15 protein-coding genes are annotated in these 18,352 nt (G+C 62.8%); 14 read left to right on the top strand and 1 reads right to left on the bottom strand.

The genetic code is table 11. The features are described from left to right. Positions 1-185: 185 nt before the first annotated feature. Positions 186-1,883 (bottom strand): sulfatase-like hydrolase/transferase, encoded by a 1,698-nt coding sequence (locus AB4O09_RS11150; protein WP_043042794.1) that lies wholly within the window; start codon positions 1,881-1,883, stop codon positions 186-188. A 375-nt stretch (positions 1,884-2,258) separates the two neighbouring features. On the opposite strand from AB4O09_RS11150, the gene AB4O09_RS11145 reads away from it, so the two are divergent. The 14 genes from AB4O09_RS11145 to AB4O09_RS11080 all read left to right on the top strand — a co-directional run bounded on the left by AB4O09_RS11145 (position 2,259) and on the right by AB4O09_RS11080 (position 18,351). Further along, positions 2,259-3,623 carry a UDP-glucose dehydrogenase family protein gene (locus AB4O09_RS11145; protein ID WP_003203722.1) on the top strand — a complete coding sequence of 455 codons (1,365 nt, stop codon included), beginning with the start codon at positions 2,259-2,261 and terminating at the stop codon, positions 3,621-3,623. Beyond that, positions 3,620-4,699 (top strand): NAD-dependent epimerase, encoded by a 1,080-nt coding sequence (locus AB4O09_RS11140; protein ID WP_003203724.1) that lies wholly within the window; start codon positions 3,620-3,622, stop codon positions 4,697-4,699. Before AB4O09_RS11145 ends, AB4O09_RS11140 begins: the two co-directional genes overlap by 4 nt. Further along, on the top strand, positions 4,686-5,432 hold the full coding sequence (locus AB4O09_RS11135) for a sugar transferase (RefSeq protein ID WP_003203726.1): 747 nt from the start codon (positions 4,686-4,688) through the stop codon (positions 5,430-5,432). The genes AB4O09_RS11140 and AB4O09_RS11135 overlap by 14 nt, the downstream gene beginning before the upstream one ends. After that, a complete protein-coding gene (locus AB4O09_RS11130; protein WP_003203727.1) occupies positions 5,433-6,077 on the top strand; it encodes a CpsD/CapB family tyrosine-protein kinase in 645 nt (214 codons plus the stop codon). Between the two features lie 20 nt (positions 6,078-6,097). After that, the gene (locus AB4O09_RS11125) at positions 6,098-7,123 is read left to right on the top strand and encodes a polysaccharide biosynthesis/export family protein (protein WP_003203731.1); all 1,026 of its coding nucleotides are present in this window, start codon (positions 6,098-6,100) and stop codon (positions 7,121-7,123) included. A gap of 16 nt (positions 7,124-7,139) precedes the next feature. Continuing rightward, a complete protein-coding gene (locus tag AB4O09_RS11120) occupies positions 7,140-8,732 on the top strand; it encodes a GumC family protein (protein ID WP_003203733.1) in 1,593 nt (530 codons plus the stop codon). After that, on the top strand, positions 8,729-9,832 hold the full coding sequence (locus AB4O09_RS11115) for a glycosyltransferase family 4 protein (RefSeq protein WP_460108186.1): 1,104 nt from the start codon (positions 8,729-8,731) through the stop codon (positions 9,830-9,832). The genes AB4O09_RS11120 and AB4O09_RS11115 overlap by 4 nt, the downstream gene beginning before the upstream one ends. Next, on the top strand, positions 9,829-11,199 hold the full coding sequence (locus AB4O09_RS11110; RefSeq protein ID WP_003203736.1) for an O-antigen ligase family protein: 1,371 nt from the start codon (positions 9,829-9,831) through the stop codon (positions 11,197-11,199). The genes AB4O09_RS11115 and AB4O09_RS11110 overlap by 4 nt, the downstream gene beginning before the upstream one ends. After that, positions 11,196-12,155: a glycosyltransferase gene (locus AB4O09_RS11105; RefSeq protein ID WP_003203738.1), complete on the top strand. Its 960-nt coding sequence runs from the start codon at positions 11,196-11,198 to the stop codon at positions 12,153-12,155. Before AB4O09_RS11110 ends, AB4O09_RS11105 begins: the two co-directional genes overlap by 4 nt. Then, positions 12,148-13,284, top strand: coding sequence for a glycosyltransferase family 2 protein (locus tag AB4O09_RS11100; RefSeq protein WP_013693802.1), 1,137 nt, complete (start codon positions 12,148-12,150; stop codon positions 13,282-13,284). The genes AB4O09_RS11105 and AB4O09_RS11100 overlap by 8 nt, the downstream gene beginning before the upstream one ends. 12 nt (positions 13,285-13,296) lie before the next feature. Continuing rightward, a complete protein-coding gene (locus tag AB4O09_RS11095) occupies positions 13,297-14,301 on the top strand; it encodes a polysaccharide deacetylase family protein (RefSeq protein ID WP_003203742.1) in 1,005 nt (334 codons plus the stop codon). After that, the gene (locus tag AB4O09_RS11090; protein WP_003203744.1) at positions 14,298-15,602 is read left to right on the top strand and encodes a lipopolysaccharide biosynthesis protein; all 1,305 of its coding nucleotides are present in this window, start codon (positions 14,298-14,300) and stop codon (positions 15,600-15,602) included. The genes AB4O09_RS11095 and AB4O09_RS11090 overlap by 4 nt, the downstream gene beginning before the upstream one ends. 113 nt (positions 15,603-15,715) lie before the next feature. After that, positions 15,716-17,665: a hypothetical protein gene (locus AB4O09_RS11085; protein ID WP_456006812.1), complete on the top strand. Its 1,950-nt coding sequence runs from the start codon at positions 15,716-15,718 to the stop codon at positions 17,663-17,665. Next, a complete protein-coding gene (locus AB4O09_RS11080; RefSeq protein WP_003203748.1) occupies positions 17,662-18,351 on the top strand; it encodes a GNAT family N-acetyltransferase in 690 nt (229 codons plus the stop codon). The genes AB4O09_RS11085 and AB4O09_RS11080 overlap by 4 nt, the downstream gene beginning before the upstream one ends. The last annotated feature ends 1 nt before the right edge of the window (position 18,352 follow it).

The raw sequence follows: 18,352 nt of genomic DNA, 5'->3' as shown, positions 1-18,352 counted from the left end.
GCCCACGGAGCAATGCCGGAGTGAGGGCACACCGAGCCTAAGCGAGGTGCCGAGTGGTGGGGCAAGCCTTTTTTGCTTACTTTTTTTGGCGTCTGAAAAAAAGTGAGTCGCCGTAAGGGCGAAACCCTAAGTGGCCGTTACCGCGGCAATGGATATGTACTCAATCAACAAGAGCTCAGCGCCAGTCAATGCCCCACCGCCATCTCAACCTGGCCGGACTGCGGTGTCACGATGTCGCCCAAGTCGATGTGTTTCCAAGCCGGTTTCGCCCCCAACCGCGCATTGAAGCGATAGTTGAAAGTGAAATCATCATCGGTCGGTTGGCTCAGGGATTTCCCGTAGGCCGATTCAACCCCGGCCGGGTCGTACCCCATCAACTGCAACAGCGTCGGGAAGATGTTGTAGTGGCTGGAGCGGTCTTTGTTCTGTGCCCAGGCTCGGCGCCAATCCAGGGCATGCAACTGTGAGCCCTGGATCACCACCAACGGCACTAACCCCTCCTCCGCCACCGGGTCACCGCCGCAATGGGTGTTGAGCCCGGGGTTGCCGCGCTCGTGCAGGTCCTGGCCGTGGTCGGAGGTGTAGATCAACACGGCATGGCTCAAATCGCCCTGCTGGAAGATTCGCTTGAAGAACTCGCCGACGTTCCACAGCAGGGTGTTCTGGTAAGCGTTGCGGTACAGCAACCAGTCATCTTTCTGGCCGTTGAAGCCATCGCGGCTGCCCGTGTCCGCCACTTCCTGGAACTGCCCTCGCGGCAAGGCCGGACGGTAGGTCATGAAGTCGTCGGGGTATTTGTCGTGTACCGGGAAATGCGCCCCCACCTTGTTGATCACCACCAGTTCAGCCTGGTCGTCGCCCAGCAGTTCGATCAACTTCGCCGCAGCCGCCATGTCGCGGTCGCGCACGCTGGTATGGTCGAATTGGACGAATTCGTCGATGTCCTGTTTTTCCAGCTCGGTCATCAGGTTCTGCAGGTAGCCGCCAGTGCGCTGGGCGTCGATGTAGACGGTACGCAAACCAGCCTTTTTGGCATATTGCCAGATCGACGGCCGGGTGCTGTTGATGCGTATGTAGTCGGCGCGCGTACCGCCATAGCGCAGGGTGACATTGGTGTCGACGCTGCAATTGGCGATAGAGGCCGCATAGCCGAAATTGAAGATATCCACCCCCTCGGGCGGCGTCTTCAGGCCGGTGTGCACGCCGAATGGCGCGTTGATATCCAGGTAATTGCCGCCAACGCTTTCATCGATGATCAGCACGATATCCTGCTCGATCGAAGACGACCGTCGCACCAGGGTGACCGGCTCCCGAGGGCCAATGGTGTTGTGCAAGGACTCGTAGGCAAACAGATTCAAATAGGCCAACGGCGTGTACATCACCGGCAGGCCGCGCGCACCCTCGCCCGCCCGCAGGAACAACACGCCACTGAGCAACAACACGCCCAGCACCGGCGCCGCTATCGGCAGATAACCGGGCAATCGCACCGACCGCCGAGGCTTGAGCGCGATACCGAACAACAGCAGCAAGCCGCTGATCACCGCGCTGACAATCACCTCGCGGTACTGATAAGCCGCCTCCTGGATAAATCCCCCCGAGTACACCAGCGAAACGAACTGGCTATAGGTCAGGTAACTGTCCGTGACCCGGGTGTACACCTCGAAAAACACTGCTGAAACAAACATCGCCAAGGCAAACACATGCCTCACCAGGGTCTGGCGTATGTAGGCAGTCATCCACAGCGCCAGCACCAGTACCGCGAACATGGCGCCGAACAGCAACGTTGCGAACCCCAGGCCCAACGCGTTGAGACGGTCGAGGTAATAGTCGTATCCCTTGAGCAGGTACAGAACCAGCAGCAATTCCTTGAGGTAGCGGACCATGTTTTCCTCGACCAGATCACCGTGTCAAAAGCACTTCGTTCCTGCACGTTAGCAGCCGTTTTTCAAAGCGCAAGAAATGCTTCACCGCACCACGCGTCAAAAAAAAGTTACCCCAAAAATGACACGAAAACCCGTCACAAAATGTAAAAAACTATGGATTACTACCGTTTATCGCTTTGTCAAATTCCCGTTAAGCCCAATAAAACAGCCACTTTACTAAGACAGTCAAGGACTTGATATCAAAAGGCCCGATTTCACTTGAATTGCCAACACTGACAACTGTCATTTTGCTGACACGCTTTTCTGAAGCTGCGCTATACCCCTCTAAACAGTTTCATCCGAGTTACATCAACCGGTTTACGAGGCGCGCCAAAAATGGACGTGAGCGTATTTGGTACGGGGTATGTAGGGTTGATCCAGGCGGCCGCAATGGCCGACGTCGGACACCGCGTTCTGTGCATCGACATCGACCCGAAAAAAATCCAGCAACTGCAACAAGCCGTACCCACCATCAGCGAGCCGGGGTTGTCCAGCTTGCTCGAAGACAACATCAAGTCCGGACGCTTGTCGTTCAGTTCCCAGGCCAGCGACGCGGTCAACCATGGCGAACTGATTTTCATCGCCGTCGGCACCCCCGCCGATGAAGACGGCTCGGCAGACCTGAGCCATGTGCTGGCCGTCACCCAGCAAATCGCCGATTTCATGGACAGCGACCGCACCCTGGTCATCAAGTCCACAGTGCCGGTGGGCACGGCCGACAAGGTGGCCGAATGCGCCCGCCAGGCGTTGGCGCGGCGGGGCCTGAAGCAGTTGAACGTGCGGGTGGTGTCCAACCCCGAGTTTCTCAAGGAAGGCAGTGCGCTTGCCGATTGCATGCGCCCCGACCGGATCATCGTCGGCACCGCCGACCCGCTGGCCCGCGACCAGATGACGGAGCTCTACGCGCCCTTTTGCCGCAACCACGAAAAACTGATGTTCATGGACAACCGCAGCGCCGAACTGACCAAGTACGCCGCCAATGCCATGCTCGCCACCCGCATCAGCTTCATGAACGAACTGGCCAACCTCACCGAACGGCTGGGCGCCGACATCGAAGCAGTGCGCAAAGGCATCGGTTCGGACCCACGCATCGGTTACCACTTCATCTACCCCGGCTGCGGTTTTGGCGGCTCGTGCTTTCCCAAGGACCTGCGGGCCTTGCTCCACACCGCCGAACAAAGCGGCATGCCACTGCGCTTGTTGCGCAGCGTCACCGATGTCAACGACAGCCAGCGGCACATCCTCTTCGAGAAACTGGCGACGCAATTCCAGGATGGCCTGGCCGGCAAATCGATTGCCATCTGGGGCCTGGCATTCAAGCCCAACACCGACGACATGCGCGAAGCCCCCAGCCGCTACCTGATGGAAGCACTGTGGCGCGAAGGCGCCCGGGTCCACGCCTATGACCCGGAAGCCATGTCCGAATGCCGGCGCCTCTACGGCTATCGCAAGGACCTGAACCTGTGCGCCACCCGCGACGACACCCTGGAAGACGCCGACGCCCTGGTGATCTGCACCGAGTGGAAAAATTTTCGCGTGGTGGACTTCGACCTGCTGGCCAGCAAGCTGCGCGCCCGGGTGATCATCGATGGCCGCAACCTGTACAACCCCGAACACCTGGCCGCCGCCGGGCTGCTGTATCGCGGTATCGGGCTGCGGCACACCGTGCCGGGCACCCCGCTGCCCGGGTCACAAGCATGAACATCCTGGTCACCGGCGCGGCCGGTTTCATCGGCGCCCACGTCGTGCTGCGACTGCTGCGCGACGGCCATCGGGTGTGCGGGCTGGACAATTTCAACGACTACTACGACCCGCAGCTCAAGCACGACCGTGTGACCTGGGTAAACGACCAGGCTGGCGAGTTCCCCCTGGCGCGGATCGACCTGGTCGACGCGCCGGCCATCGATGAACTGTTCCAGACCCGGCGGCCGGACGTAGTGATTCACCTCGCCGCCCAGGCCGGCGTGCGCTACTCCCTGGAAAACCCGCAGGCCTATGTAGACAGCAACATCACCGGGTTCCTGAACATCCTGGAGAACTGCCGTCGCTATCCGGTCAAGCACCTGATCTACGCCTCCTCAAGCTCGGTATACGGCGCCAACCCGCGCACGCCTTATTCGGTGCAGGACAACGTCGACCATCCGCTGTCGCTGTACGCGGCCAGCAAAAAAGCCAACGAACTGATGGCCCACAGCTACAGCCACCTGTTCGGCATTCCCTGCACCGGCCTGCGGTTTTTCACGGTGTACGGCCCTTGGGGCCGCCCGGACATGTCGCCGATCCAGTTTGCCCGCGCCATCGTCGAAGACCGTGTGCTGCAACTGTTCAATCATGGCGAGCACCAACGCGATTTCACCTACATCGACGACATCGTCGAAAGCATCGCCCGCCTGATCGACCGTGCGCCCCAGGTCACCCCCCTGTTGGATCACGAACAACCGGACCCGGCCACCAGCCGTGCGCCCTGGCGGATCTACAACATCGGCGGGCAGCACCCGGTGGCGCTGCGCAGCTATGTCGCACTGCTGGAAAAACACCTGGGACAAACCGCCCGCATCGAACTGCTGCCCCTGCAAGCGGGGGATGTGCTCAACACCTGCGCCGATGCCAGCGACCTGGCACGAGCCACCGGTTTCAAGCCGCGTATCGAACTGGACGAAGGCCTGGGCCGCTTCATCCAGTGGTTCCTCGATTACTACGCACGGCCTGCCCACGCACCGCTCGCGACTGAACGCTTGCGGCCCAACCTCAGCGGAGGAATCCATGACCCGACATGAGCAAGTCATCGAGATCAACGCCCCCGGACGCGACAAGCGTGTCGATCCCGACCACCGCAGGCGCCTGGACGCGGCCATCCACCGTCAGGGCCGAGGTTGGTTGACCGGTCGCGACGGTGGTCGGCCCTGGACCGTCTCGCGCACCAACCGCGTAGTGGCCTGCCTCGGCGCCCTGGCGATCCTGCTGATGCTCTGCCCACTGCTGCTGGGCCTGGCGCTGCTGATCAAGTTTTCCAGCCCCGGTCCCGTGCTGTTCGTGCAGAAGCGCACCGGTTATCGCGGCCGAGTCTTCGGCATGTACAAGTTCCGCACCATGGTTGCCGACGCCGAGGCTCTCAAGGAGTCGCTGCGCCACCTCAACAAACACGGCGCCGATGCCATCGACTTCAAGATCGACAACGATCCGCGCATCACGCCCATCGGCCGGTTCCTGCGACGCAGCAGCCTCGACGAACTGCCGAACCTGATCAATGTAGTGACCGGCGACATGCGCCTGGTGGGCCCGCGGCCGACCTCGTTCAACGCCTATCGCTACAAGGACAACCATCTTGTGCGCCTGAGCATCTATCCCGGCATGACCGGCCTTTGGCAGATCTCCGGGCGCAGCAATATCGACTTCGACCAGCGTGTGGAATTGGACCTCAGCTATATCGCTGAACAAAGCCTGTGGCTGGATTTGAAGATCCTGATGATTACCCCCTTCAAAGTTTTCAGCGGCCACGGAGCGAGTTAAATGGACGGTTCAACCAATATCCTGACCATAGCAAGCCCGAGCGAGACCAACCTGACCTCGACCGTGCTCGACCCTTCCCTGCGGATCCTGCTTTTGACGGCCGCCAACACCGGCACCGGAACCAGCACCAGCGCGATGGCGCTGGCTGCTCAACTGGCGCAGATGAGCAACGGTCGCGTACTGCTGGTGGATGCCAGCCAGTCACCGCGCAACCTCAGCCAGCAACTGTCGTTGCACAAGGAGCGCGGTTTTACCGACCTGCTGTTCAACAGCCTCGCCCCGCCCCTGTTGCAGGACTGCGTGGTGCAGGCGTCCAGCCTGCCCTTCGACGTGTTGCCCCATGGGCGCCTGGGTCGCAATGCCGAACGCTTGAGCCCCGAGCGACTGCGCCCACTGTTCAGGCAACTGGCGGCGCAATACCGCTTTGTGGTGATCGACGCCGACGCAGTGTATTCGGCCAGCGACACGCTGGTGCTCAGCACCCAGGTCGACGGCGTGGTGCTGGTGGTGCGCGGTGAAGACACTCGCTGGGAAGTGGCCCAGGCCGCCCGCCAGCGCCTGTCCCAGGCCGGCGCGAAAGTGGTAGGCAGCGTGTTCAATCGCCGCAAGTACTACATGCCCAAGTGGCTCTACAACAACCTGTAAGCCTGCAAAAGGATGACGAGATGAACGCCAGAATGCTTGTCCTGCTGTTGCTGCCGCTTGCCGGTTGCTCCAGCAATACCGATACCCGCTCGATGCCGGTGCAGATCCTCACGGCCCCGCCGGCCAACGCCCAGGCCACCGACATGCCCAAGGTCGAACAGACCCTGCGGCCCCAGGACGTGCTGGATGTGATTTTCCACATCAGCACCACCGGCTCCCAAGCCTATCGCGTGCAGGCCGGTGACCAGGTTGCCCTGAACTTCACGGCCGCCAGCCAGCTCAACGGTACGCAACAGGTGATGCCCGACGGCACTATCGAACTGCCTGGGGCCAACACCTCGGTGAAAGTCGCCGGCCTGACCACCGACGAAGCCCGCCTGGCGGTGCAGCGTGCCTATGACCAGAAAATGCTGTTCCAGCCCAATCGCAACCAATTGACGGTGCTGGTGACCAGTCCGCTGTCCGGCGAGACCAACTTGCGCAACACCTTGACCCACCCGGGCACCGGCATGAGCCGGGAAATCACCGTGGGCAGGGATGGTTACGCCAGCTTCCCGGAAATCGGTTCCGTGCCGCTGCAAGGCATGACGGTCAACCAGTTGGAGACCTTCCTCAACGAGCGCTACGCCCAGTTGCCAGGCCACATGACCGTCGATGTGCTGCTCAAGTCCACCGCCGGCAACGAGATCTACGTCCTCGGGGAAGTGGCCCAGCCCGGTTCCTATCCGATCCGCCGGCCGATCTCGGTGCTTGAAGCCCTGACGCTGGCCCGCGGCACGAACGTCAAGGCCCGGCTCGACTCGGTGGTGATCATGCGACGCAACGGCAACCTGGTCGAAGCCCGCCACTATGACGTGGAAAAAGCCCTGAGCGGTGACGCCTCGCAGATCGCCTACCTGCAACCGGAAGACATGCTTTTCGTGCCCAAGACCAAGCTAGCCAGCGCCGGCGAACTGGCCAGACAACTGGCCGACGTAGTGCTGTTCCAGGGCGTGGGGTTCAGCTTCGGCTACCGCGTCGACAACAAAGGCAGCAACAGCAACTGACCCCAGGTGACCTGACATGAACCCCAAGGAAAACTATCTGCATGAGTTCTTCAGGATCTTCTTCGCCAACAAGCAGTGGGTGAAGCGTATCTTCCTGATTTTCGCCGTGATCGCCCTGGTGCTGCCGTTGATGCTCAAGCAGAGCTTCGATATCACCGCCCAGGTGATCGTCCAGTCGAAAAAACTCTCCCAGGGCGACGCCACCACGTCGCTGAACCAGGAAAACGCCACCTTCATCCCGCCGTCCCTGGCGGACATGGAAACCGAGAGCAATATCCTGCGCTCGCCGGCGTTGATCCGGCAGACCATCAGCACCCTGCGCGACCAGGGCGAATACACGCCCAGCCCGGGCATCTTCAACAAGTGGGTGAGCGATCCCTTCAAGCGTTACATCACCCAGCCCCTGCGCGAGTACGTCATCAACCCGTTGCGCGATGGCCTGGGGCTGGAGGTCGATCCGGTGCGCGACACCGTGCTCGATACGCTGACCGACGAGGCCATCGAAAACCTGAAGATCGAGACCCTGCCCGGCTCCAACGTCATCTCCATCGTCTACAGTTTCGGCGACCCGGCCCAGGGCACCCGGTTCGTGGCGCAACTGCTGCAGAACTACCTCAGCAGCCGCCAGGACCTGCAATCGATCGAGCTGCCACAGACGTTCTATGAGCAGAAGAAAGCCCAATACCAGACCCGTCTCGACGGCCTGGAAGGCAACCGGCTGGGGCTGCTTGAAAACATCGGCTCGTCCGATCCCAAGGAAGAAGTCACCTTCCGCCTGAACGCCATCAATACCGAAGAGCAGGCCCTGAACCTGTACCAGGATCGCCTGCTGCAAAGCCAACGCTGGCTCGATTACCTCAAGACCAGTCTCGCGGCGGCGAACAGCTCGCGGTTCAACGACTACACCTTCCCGTTCACCTTCACCACCACCGTGGACAACATTGCCTTCGAAGACCGGGAAATCAGACAGCTGGGCGAGCAACTGACCAGCCAGGTCAGCCGCTACATGAATGACCTGGCGATCTTCCAGCCCGGCAGCGAACCGATGCTGCTGGCCCGGGAACAGATCGTCCGCACGCGCCAGCAGTTCCTGAAGGTGGTGAACAACCGGATCCAGGAACGCACCACCGACCTGGCCGTCGTCAGCTCGGTGATCAACCAGAAGATCGAACGCATCGCCGCCTTCAAGCAGCGTATCCATCAATTGCAGGAAACCCAGAGCAAGCTGCGGCAGATGGACACCGAGATCAACGCCCTGCATGCGGCGTTCTCCACCTATGCCCAGCGGTTCGCCGAAGCCAGCACCGCGCGTTCGCTGGACAACGACCTGTCCAACGCCCGGGTCCTGAGCCCGCCGTTCGAACCAACCGCCCCGGCCTTTCCCAAGCCGATGCTGATCATTGCCTTCGGCATGTTCAGCGGCCTGCTGCTGGCGATTGCCCTGGTCTATGTGCGTGAGTTCTTCGACCATCGCTTCAAGCATCCAGCGCAAATCACCCAGCAACTGGATGTGCCGGTGCTGTTGGTGATCAACGAGCAGTCCCCCGACAAGGTCAACCCGCACCGCAACTGGAGCCTGCCCAGCCTTGTCCATTGGGTGCGAAATTGAACGCGCCGTTCGGCCCGCCCCGCCACAGCAGCCCCCTGTCGATCATTCATCTGCTCGACAGCGGCGGCTTCTATGGGGCCGAGCGGATGCTGCTCGATCATTGCCTGGCGACACCCGGGCAGCACCAGGTGCTGTTCCTGGCGGCGCCACCGACCTTGATCACGCGTTTTCGCCAGGCCGGGGTCGATTGCCGTCATTGCGTCAGTTGGGCCGAGTTGTTGCAGCACCTGCGCCAGCGCCGGGACGACCGGCCGCTGATCAACACCCACAACTTCAAGGGGCTGTTGTTCGGCTGGTCCGCCGCCACGTTGCTGGGCCTGCCGCTGGTGATTACCCAGCATGGCTTCACCCCAAGGAGCCCCAAGCAGCGTTTCTATACCTGGCTGAGCCTGCAACTGTGCCGCACCGCCTCGGTCAAGCGGGTCGTCTGCGTGGCCGAGAGCATTGCCACGCTGCATCGCCGGGCCAGCGTGCGGGCGGAAAAACTCGACGTCATCCCCAATGGCCTGCCAGCGGCCAGCACGCCACTGGCCCACCGCTCTGACAAGCAACGCTGGCGGGTCGGCTACGTCGGCCGCTTGAGCAGCGAGAAAGGTCCTGACCTGTTCCTCGACGCCATGATCCCGCTGTGCCAGAAGCATGCATCGCTGCACGCGGTGATGCTCGGCGACGGCCCGGAACGCCAGGCACTGCTCAAGCGCATCACCGACGCCGGACTGCCCACGCGCATCGAATTGCCGGGCTACCAGACCGACATGAACGCCTGGTGGAGTCGCCTCGACGCCTTGGTGATCAGCTCGCGCACCGAAGGCACTCCGATGATTCTGCTCGAAGCCATGCAAGCTGGCGTGCCGGTGGTGGCGTTCGGCGTCGGCGGCATTCCCGACGTGTTGCAGGACCGTCATAACGGCCTGCTCGCGGCACCGGCCAACAGCGCGGAACTGGCGGCGCAGATCGAAACGCTGTTCAGCGAACCGCCCCTGGCGCGGATCCTGGCCGATAACGCACGCCGCACCCAACGGGACCGCTACGACCTGCGCACGCTGGCCGAACGCTGGTCGCAGCTTTACATCCGCACGGCACGGGAGGCTCGCTCATGATTGTCCCACTCTCGATCGTCAGCCTGCTGGGCCTTGTATGCCTGGCGCTGCTGGCCAGCCCTTATCCGTTCCTGGCACCGGGCGCTGTGCTCGGCCTGGTCGGCGTCGCCGTGCTGTACCGCAAGCCCGGTTGGGGTTTGCTGGGCATTGCCGCACTGGTGCCGTTCGAAGGCCTGTTCAAGGACAACGCCTTTTCCGGCAGCAAATTCCTTGGCCTGGCGTTGATCATGATCCTGATGTTGCAACTGGCGGTGCACCAGATTCCCGGGACACGCCTGCGCAGCAATATCTGGCGGCCGCTGATCGGTTTCATGGTGCTCTATGGCCTGAGCCTGATGTTGTCGGAAAACATGGGCCTGTCCATGACCCATTTTCGCGAACTGGGGGTGGGGTTGATTCTGTTTGTAATCACCCTGCTGATCGGTCGTGAATTGAACCTGGACCTGTTCTGTCGCCTGGTGACCTTGAGCGTCACCACCACCTGCGTATTGGCGATGTTCTCGGCCAAGTACCAGGACCAGGGCCGCGCGTCCGGCCTGCTGGAAGACCCGAACACTTTCGCCCTGCTGATTGCCTTTACCGTGCCGCTGGCGTTGCTGCTGGTGGTGCGCGGCCCGAGCTTGCTGCACCGGTTGTTCTGGGGCGGCTGTTTCATCCTGCTGCTGGGCGGCATGACCAAGACCGAATCGCGCTCGGGGCTGGTGGTGTTGATGCTCAGCCTGATGATCGGGCTGTATCACTACCGCGCGCAGCTGCCGCGCATCCGCCCACGGCACCTGGGCTTCGCCATGCTCGGGCTGGCGCTCATCATCCCCCTGGCGATCGCCGTGATGCCGGCCGGCTATGTCGCGCGCATCCAGTCGTTGAGCATCCTCAGCGCCGGCGCCAGCGCCCACCAGGATGAATCCCTCGGCCGCCGCGCCTCGTACATCGTCGTCGGCAGCCAGATGATCCGCGAAAACCCGATACTCGGCTCAGGCCCCGGGACCTTTCCGCTGCACTACGCACCCACCGGCTATGCCAAGGCGTTCTCGGCCAACCGCAAGCTGGGGGACCTGTATCGCCGGGCCCATAACACCTACCTGGAAATCTTCAGCGAAATCGGCGTCCCGGGCGGGCTGATGTTCGTCGGCATGATCGGCCTTGGCCTGTACAACCTGCTGCACGCCCGTCGGCTCTGGCTGCAACGCCGGGACTGGGCGCAAGCGGACCTGCTGACGCACCTGGGCATGAGTTTCCTCTCGCTGGCGTTGTTCCTGATGTTCCTCAGTGCGCCGAACCACAAGTTGCTGTGGATCATGCTCGCCCTCACCAGTGTGTTGCGCTACGACGCCGAGCAGGCCGCGCCGCAGGAGGCTCGTCCATGAGCTGCGTCAGTATTGTGATCCCGATGTACAACGAGGCCCGACACATCGGCCGTACGCTGCACGCAGCGCAGGAAGCCGCCCGCCAGGCAGGCCTGGCATGTGAGTTGATCGTGGTGGACAACGGCTCCGACGACCATGGCCCGCGCATTGCCAACGAGTTGGGGGCACGGGTGTTGATCGTGCCAGGCGTGCACATCGGCGCCCTGCGCAACCGCGGTGCTGCCGTCGCCCAGGGTGACTGGCTGGCGTTCATCGATGCCGACATCGAGATGCCGGCCGACTGGCTCAAGCTGTTGCTGGAACTCGAAGGCCACCAGGGCGACGTACTCGGCCTGGACCTCGACACGCCCCGGCAGGCGCCGTGGTTCGCCGAAGCCTGGCAGCGCCGCAGCCAACGTCCGGGGTCACGCCTCCTGCATCGGGTGCAGTGGCTGCCCAGTGCCAACCTGTTGATGCGTCGCAGCTGGTTCGAACGGGTCGCAGGCTTCGACGAAACCCTGCGCACCGGCGAAGACAAGGACTTCTCCTTGCGCCTGCGCCAGGCCGACGCGCAATTGCTGCTGGTCAACGAAAGCGTCGCCCTGCACTGGGGCTACGAAGGCAGTTGGCGCGAGTGGATGAGCAAGGAACTGTGGCGCCAGGGCAGCCATCTGCAATTGCTCCGCAGCCATGGCCCGAGCCTGCGCCTGCTGCGCTTCCCGGCGCTGTCCATTGGCGCCTGGGGCTTGGACCTGCTGGCGGTGCTCGCGTTGCTCCAGGGGCAATTGCACCTGGCGCTGACGTTGTTGCTGGTCACCACCCTGCCACCCTTGTTCCTGAGCCTGCGCCAGAGCCGGCGTGATCCGCGCCTGACCTTGCAATTGTGGGCCTTGCATGGGGTGCGCCTGCACCTGACCGGCGCCGCACTGCTGCTCAATCTGTGTCATTGGAATGCCAGGAGACCTGCCCGTGGCTGAGTTCATTTACTGGTCGTGCCTGTTGCTGCCGGTGTACGCCTACCTCGGTTATCCCTTGATGTTGAGCCTGCTGGCGCCGCTGTTTCCGATGCGGCGCTACGGCAAGGCGTTTCCGATGGACGTGAGCATCGTCATTGCCGCCCACAACGAGGCGCGGCACATCGAGGAAAAGTTGCGCACCTTGCTGGCCCAGGATTATCGGGCCCATTCATTGCGAATCATCCTCGCCAGCGACGGCTCCACCGACGACACGGTGGCCTGCGCACGCAAGGTGATCGACCCGCGCATCACCGTGCTCGACCTGCCGCGCCAGGGCAAGGCCGCCGCCCTCAATACCGGTGTCGCCCACAGCAGCGGCGAAATCCTGGTGTTCACCGACGCCGATAACCAATGGGCCAGCGACACCCTCAGCCATCTGTTGGCACCCTTGGGCGATCCGGAAGTCGGTGCCTGTGCCGGGCACATGGAAATCCCGGTGCCGGGCAAGGGCCTGAGCCTGGGCGACAGCCTGTATCGCCATTACGAAGGCTGGTTGCGTCGGGTGGAGAGTCGCACCGGTTGCATGGTCTCGGCCGACGGTGCGCTGTTGGCCCTGCGCCGGGTGCTGTTCCAACCGATACCGGCCCAGGTCAACGATGACTTTTTCCTCAGCACCTGCGCGCCAGCCGCCGGCAAGTCCATCGTCTATGCCCCCATGGCCCGGGTGACCGACCAGGGTGTGGACGAAGCCGACAAGCAGTTTCGCCGTCGCCAGCGGGTCACCGTCGGCGGGTTGCAGAGCCTGGCTCAGCGCCGGGAACTGCTCAACCCGCTGCGCCATGGGCTCTACGCCATTGGGTTGATCAGCCACAAGTTGATCCGCCGCCTGGCGCCGGTGTTGCTGCTGCCGCTCTTGCTGAGCAATGCCTGGCTGTGGAACGACCATCCGTTCTATCGCCTGAGCCTGGTGGCGCAATTGCTCGGTTACACCATGGCGCTGATCGGTTTGATGGACGCGCGCCACCGCCTGCCCCGGCCCTTTCGCCTGGCCGCATTCGTGCTGGTGACGCTGGCGGGCATGAGCATCGGGCTCTGGCAGTTCCTGCGGGGCCAGCGCTATAGCCAGTGGAACCCCGAGCAGAATCGCTAAGGAGTACGGCCGATGTCGATCAAACAAGTCTTCAAGCGCACCGGCGGCTGGCTGTACCTGAACACGTCCCTGGGTCGCCATCCATTGCGTGGCGCCGGCGTGATCCTGATGCTCCATCGCGTGCTGAACAACGACCGTGCCGCCGAACTGCCCCATCGCAACGAGCTGTGCGTGGGGCCCGAAGCGTTTGAACATCTGCTGATCTGGCTGCTACGGCATTTCGAGTGTGTGCCGCTGATGAGCTTGTTGCTGGCCGACCCTGAGAGCGTTCCGAACCGCCCGCGGGTCGCCCTGACCTTCGACGACGGTTGGCGCGACAACGCCATGAATGCCTTTCCGTTGCTGCGCCAATACCAGGTGCCAGCGAGTATTTTCCTCTCCACCGATTTCATCGGCAGTCGCCAGCACTTCTGGTGGGAAAGCATCGGTGAAACCCTCTGGGGCAGCCATGGCCAGGTGGCACGGCGCTCATTGATCGAGCACTTGCAGCACGTCGGCCGACCGTTGCCGGTGCTGCTCGATGACATCGACGACGAGCGCCGCAGCCTGGCGCTGCTGCATTACCTGCAGAGTCTCAAGAGTCTCGATGCACACACGTTGAGCGACCTCACCGACGCCTGCCCGCAGGGTTCCCAGCCCCAGGCCCTGGACTGGCCCCAGGTACGCATGCTCGAAGATTCCGGGCTGGTCCGCTTCGGCCCCCATGGCGCCAGCCACGCGATCCTGACCGGGCTGGATGACCAGCGCCTGCACGAAGAACTGACGCGCAGCTGGATCGCCCTGGAAAACGGCTGCGCCCATCCTTTGCCGGTGTATTGCTACCCCAACGGCGATCACGATGCCCGGGTACGCCAACAGGTGGCGGCCCACGGTTTTGCCTTCGCCCTCGGCACCGAGGCGGGGCTGTATCGCAACGACGGTGACCCGCTGAACCTGCCGCGTTTCGGCGTCAGCCAGAGCAACGCCCACCACCCTGAATTACTGGCCTGGCGCATTCGCCGAGGAACACGCCCATGAGCCGCGCTCATTACCTCAAGCACCTGGCACTGAGCATGGGCACGCGCCTGGCGATGATCGGCCTGCGCCTGCTGCGCAATGTGCTGCTGGCGCGGATTCTCGGACCCAGTGAACGCGGGCTGTTCGCCTTGCTCAGCACCCTGCCGGACCTGATCAGCGCCGCCACCAGCGGTGGCCTGAATTCCGCCGTGGGTTATCAGGCGGCGCAGCAGCGCTCGATGGGTCTGCTGCTCAGCCAGGTGCTGGTCTTCGGCTGCCTGTTGGCTGGCTTGTTAACCTTGCTGGTGGTGGCGCTGGTGCGCGAGTTCGGCGGCGAACTGGACATCGCCACGCAATTGGGATTGCTCGCCTGGTTGCTGTTGCTGGCCGTGCCGTTGACCGTGCTCAAGAGCGGTCTGCTGACGATGCACAATGCTTGCGGCGGAGTGGGCGCCTTCAATGCCTTGCGCCTGATGGAATCCCTGGCGCCCCTGCTGCTGTTCGTTGCACTGTTCTGGATGTGGAAAGACGCCGCCCTGGAAGCGGCGCTGATCAGTTGGCTGGCCGGCTTGAGCCTGGTGGTGCTGGCCGGTTGGGTGTGGTTGCGCCGCGATCATGTGGTCACCCTGCGCTGGGATCGCACCGGTCAGAACGAATTGTTGCGCTACGGTGCCCGCAGCCACCCGGACCTGCTGTTCCAGCAAGTGCTGCTGCGCTCGGACTTCCTGTTCATCGGTGCCCTGCTGGGCAGCACGGCCCTGGGTCACTACGCCATGGCCAGCGCCGCCGCCGAACTGCTGCTGATCGTGCCCGAAGCTGTCACCACGCCGCTGATGAAACGCCTGTTGCAACAGGACAGCGACATGCAGCGCCTGACGCCCCTGGCCCTGCGCCTGACCGCCACGGTGATGCTCGGCGCCTGCCTGAGTATGGCGCTGATCGGTCAATGGTTGATCGTTACCTTGTTTGGCGCCGCCTACCAGCCGGCTTATCCCGCCTTGCTGGCGCTACTGCCGGGGCTGTTCGGGCTGTGCTACGCGAGCATCCTGCGCCTGGATCTGCTGGGCAAGAACCGCCCCGGCACGGTTTCGCTGTTGATGGGCGTGGGCGCAGTGCTGAACCTGGCGCTGAACCTGATCCTGATTCCCCGCTACGGCATCGTCGGGGCCGCCGCCGCGTCTTCAATCGCCTACCTGGGCGTGACCGTGGCGCTGCTGGCCATGTACTGCCGCCTCAGCGGCGTGGCGCTGTGGCAGACACTGATCATCCTGCCCAGCGACTTGCTGCCGATGCGCCAGATGCTGTTGGGGAAATCGGCATGAGTGTGGTTGCCTGCCAAACCGCCATCGCGAGCAAGCTCGCTCCCACAGGGGTTGCTGATTGCCCTGTGGGAGCGGGCTTGCTCGCGATGGGGCCGATGCAGCGTTGGTGGAAAATGGCTGCTGGCCTGTGCCTCTGGAGCCTGGCCTTCTTGGCCCAGGGCGCGGCGATGCAATGGACCGGCATCCGCGACGGCAGCCTGTACCTGCAGACCGACCGCCCGGATTACGTGACCGTGCGCTGGGTCCCGGCCTGGCAGGCCAACGCCAATTCAGAACACCTGTACCTGCTCAACGGCCAGGGGCGCCTGGTGGGTGAGCGCTTGATCAAGGCGACCCAGGAACGTGGCGAGCAGCAGTGGCCCTTGCTGCCGGGAGCCGCCAGTTATCGACTGGAAATTCCCGGCTACAGTTTCCGCCGCTACACCGTCGAGCACGACGCCCGTACCCAAGCAATGTTCGCCCCGGCCAAGGTGCATTTCAGCGCTGAAGCCCATGACGGCGATGAGTTGTACTTCAAGGTCGCCCCCGGTGAACAAGCCGTGCTGGCAGGCAAGTTCCACGGCGGTGTGCGCAGCCTGCAAGCCCGGCGCGTCGCCGATGGCAAACAGGTGCAGCTGAACCTCAAGCCATACCCGGCCTATTGGCAGTTCGATCAGGTCGCCCTGCCCGTTGCCAACGTCGAGCAAACCTGGCGTTTGCAGTTGCAGGGCAACGGCAAGGCAGCGTTCTGGCTGGACGGCACGGCGAACCTGTTCGCCCAGACCGCTGAGCACCTGCAGCCGCTGCGCCAGGACCCGGGGCAGGCTCACCTGAAACTCTATGGCGACGTCCTGGGAACAACCCCGAAACTGGGCATTTCCCTGCCCTACGCCATGCCCCCGCCCTCTGCCTACCCGGTAATCGATACCCTCAAGCCCCAGGCCGCCACTTATTACAGTTTTGTCGACGTCACCGCTGCCAAGCCGGACCACGAAGATAGGTTCCGGCGCCTGTACCAGGACCGCTTCGGCATTACCCGGGACATCACCCTGCTGGCCGGTAGCGCACGCAAGGCCGACCTGCAGGCCGATCGCGTCAGCACCAGCGGTTTGCAGGCCTGGCTCAAGTCGACTCGCGCCATGGACGGCAAAGGCCTCCACTACCTCAGTTTCGCCGATGAGCCGAACCTCAACTACCCGGACTTCGCCAGCTTCCAGCAGGTGTTCAAGAGCATGGCCAGCCAGGTTCGCGCCGACCCCGCCAACACCCGCGCCGGGGTGCGCATTGCCATACCGGCCAGCTCCCGGTTCACCAATGGTCCCCTGGCGGAAAACGCCGCTGATCGACGCGGGATCGACTGGGCGCGACGCTTGCTGGCCGAGTCCAGTGACCAGATCGACGCCCTGGCCTGGCACGAATGGATGATCCGCGACCTGCTGGCGACCCGGGTCTATCGCAACAGCGTGCGCCGCGCCGCCGACCTGGTGGGCCTGGACAGTAACGGCCGGCCGCGCAAGGCCTTGTTGCTGGATCAGACCAACATGTCCAGCGGCTCGAGCCTGAGCCCCTACGACCAGGAAACCCATTACGCCGCCCTGTGGTGGACGTCCGTGGTGATCAATGCCTCGGCGGACGGTTGGCTGGACATGCTCAACTGGTTCCAGTCCGCCGACGAACCGGAGTACCCAAAAGGCATGGTGCGAGTGCTGGACAACCAGCGCTTGGAACTCAAGCCGGTGGGGCTGGCCCAGCAATTCATCCAACAGCATTGGCTCGAACAGGTGTTGCGCCTGGACAACGACGCCTTTGAAGTCGACGTGCTGGCCATGGCCACCGACGCAAGACGCGGCCTGCTGGGCGTGAACAAAAGCACCCGCCCGCAACAGGTCAGCCTGGACGGCGTGCCCTGCCCCCAGGCGAAAGCCGAGCTGGTGTATTTCGGCCCCGACAACCATAGCCTCAGCGCCCCGTTCAACTGCGAGGCCGGGCAGATCCGCTTTCTCCTGCCAGGAGAAAGCCTGTTTGCCCTGAGCTGGACCGCTCCCGTTTCCCCCCAACCCGCCACCCGTCAGGAGGCACCATGAACGTTCTGCAGAAATTGCGTGACCGCATTCAGAAAAAAGGCCTGCGCGCCGTCTTCAAACAGCTGCTCAGACGCTACGTGTTTCTCCACTCGAAACTGGTGTGGCTGGAACACGATGTGCGCACTCCACTGCCCCCGCATAACCTCAAGGCCTACCCGCCGATGCGCCTGGAGTTCATCACGGTCAGCAATGCCGACGCTTTTGCCCGGTATTTCGGCGACCGCGTCAAAACCATGCGCGAACTGGCCGCCGAAGGCTACACAGGCTTGATGTACCTGGATGATCAAGGCGACACCGTGGGGTTCGCCTGGGGCAGTACGCGAGACTATTTCGACCGCCATTTCTACCAATGCAACTTCCCGATCAAGCCTGGCGAGTACTTTCAGTTCGGTGGCGAGGCGATTCGTAAATACTGGGGCTCCAGTATATCGGCGGACATGCAGCTGGAGATGTGGAAAGTCATGGCGGACAAAGGTTGCAGCACGATGGTCGATGTCTGCGACTTGCAAAACATCCCGGCGATCAAGATGCACCTGCGCATGGGCTTCCAGGAGCGCGGCAAGATCACCCACATGTATCGACTGTTCGGTCGCTGGCGTTTTTTCCACGACACGCTTTACAACGGCTCGGCATTGGACGCCTTTCGTAAACCGGCCCAGCCGGTTGCTTCGACTGCGGCGGCCTGAC

It is taken from the genome of Pseudomonas sp. H1_F01 (genome assembly GCF_054681425.1).
The sequence above is the reverse complement of the archived record's forward strand: the minus strand, read 5'-3'. Positions and strand labels throughout refer to the sequence as shown.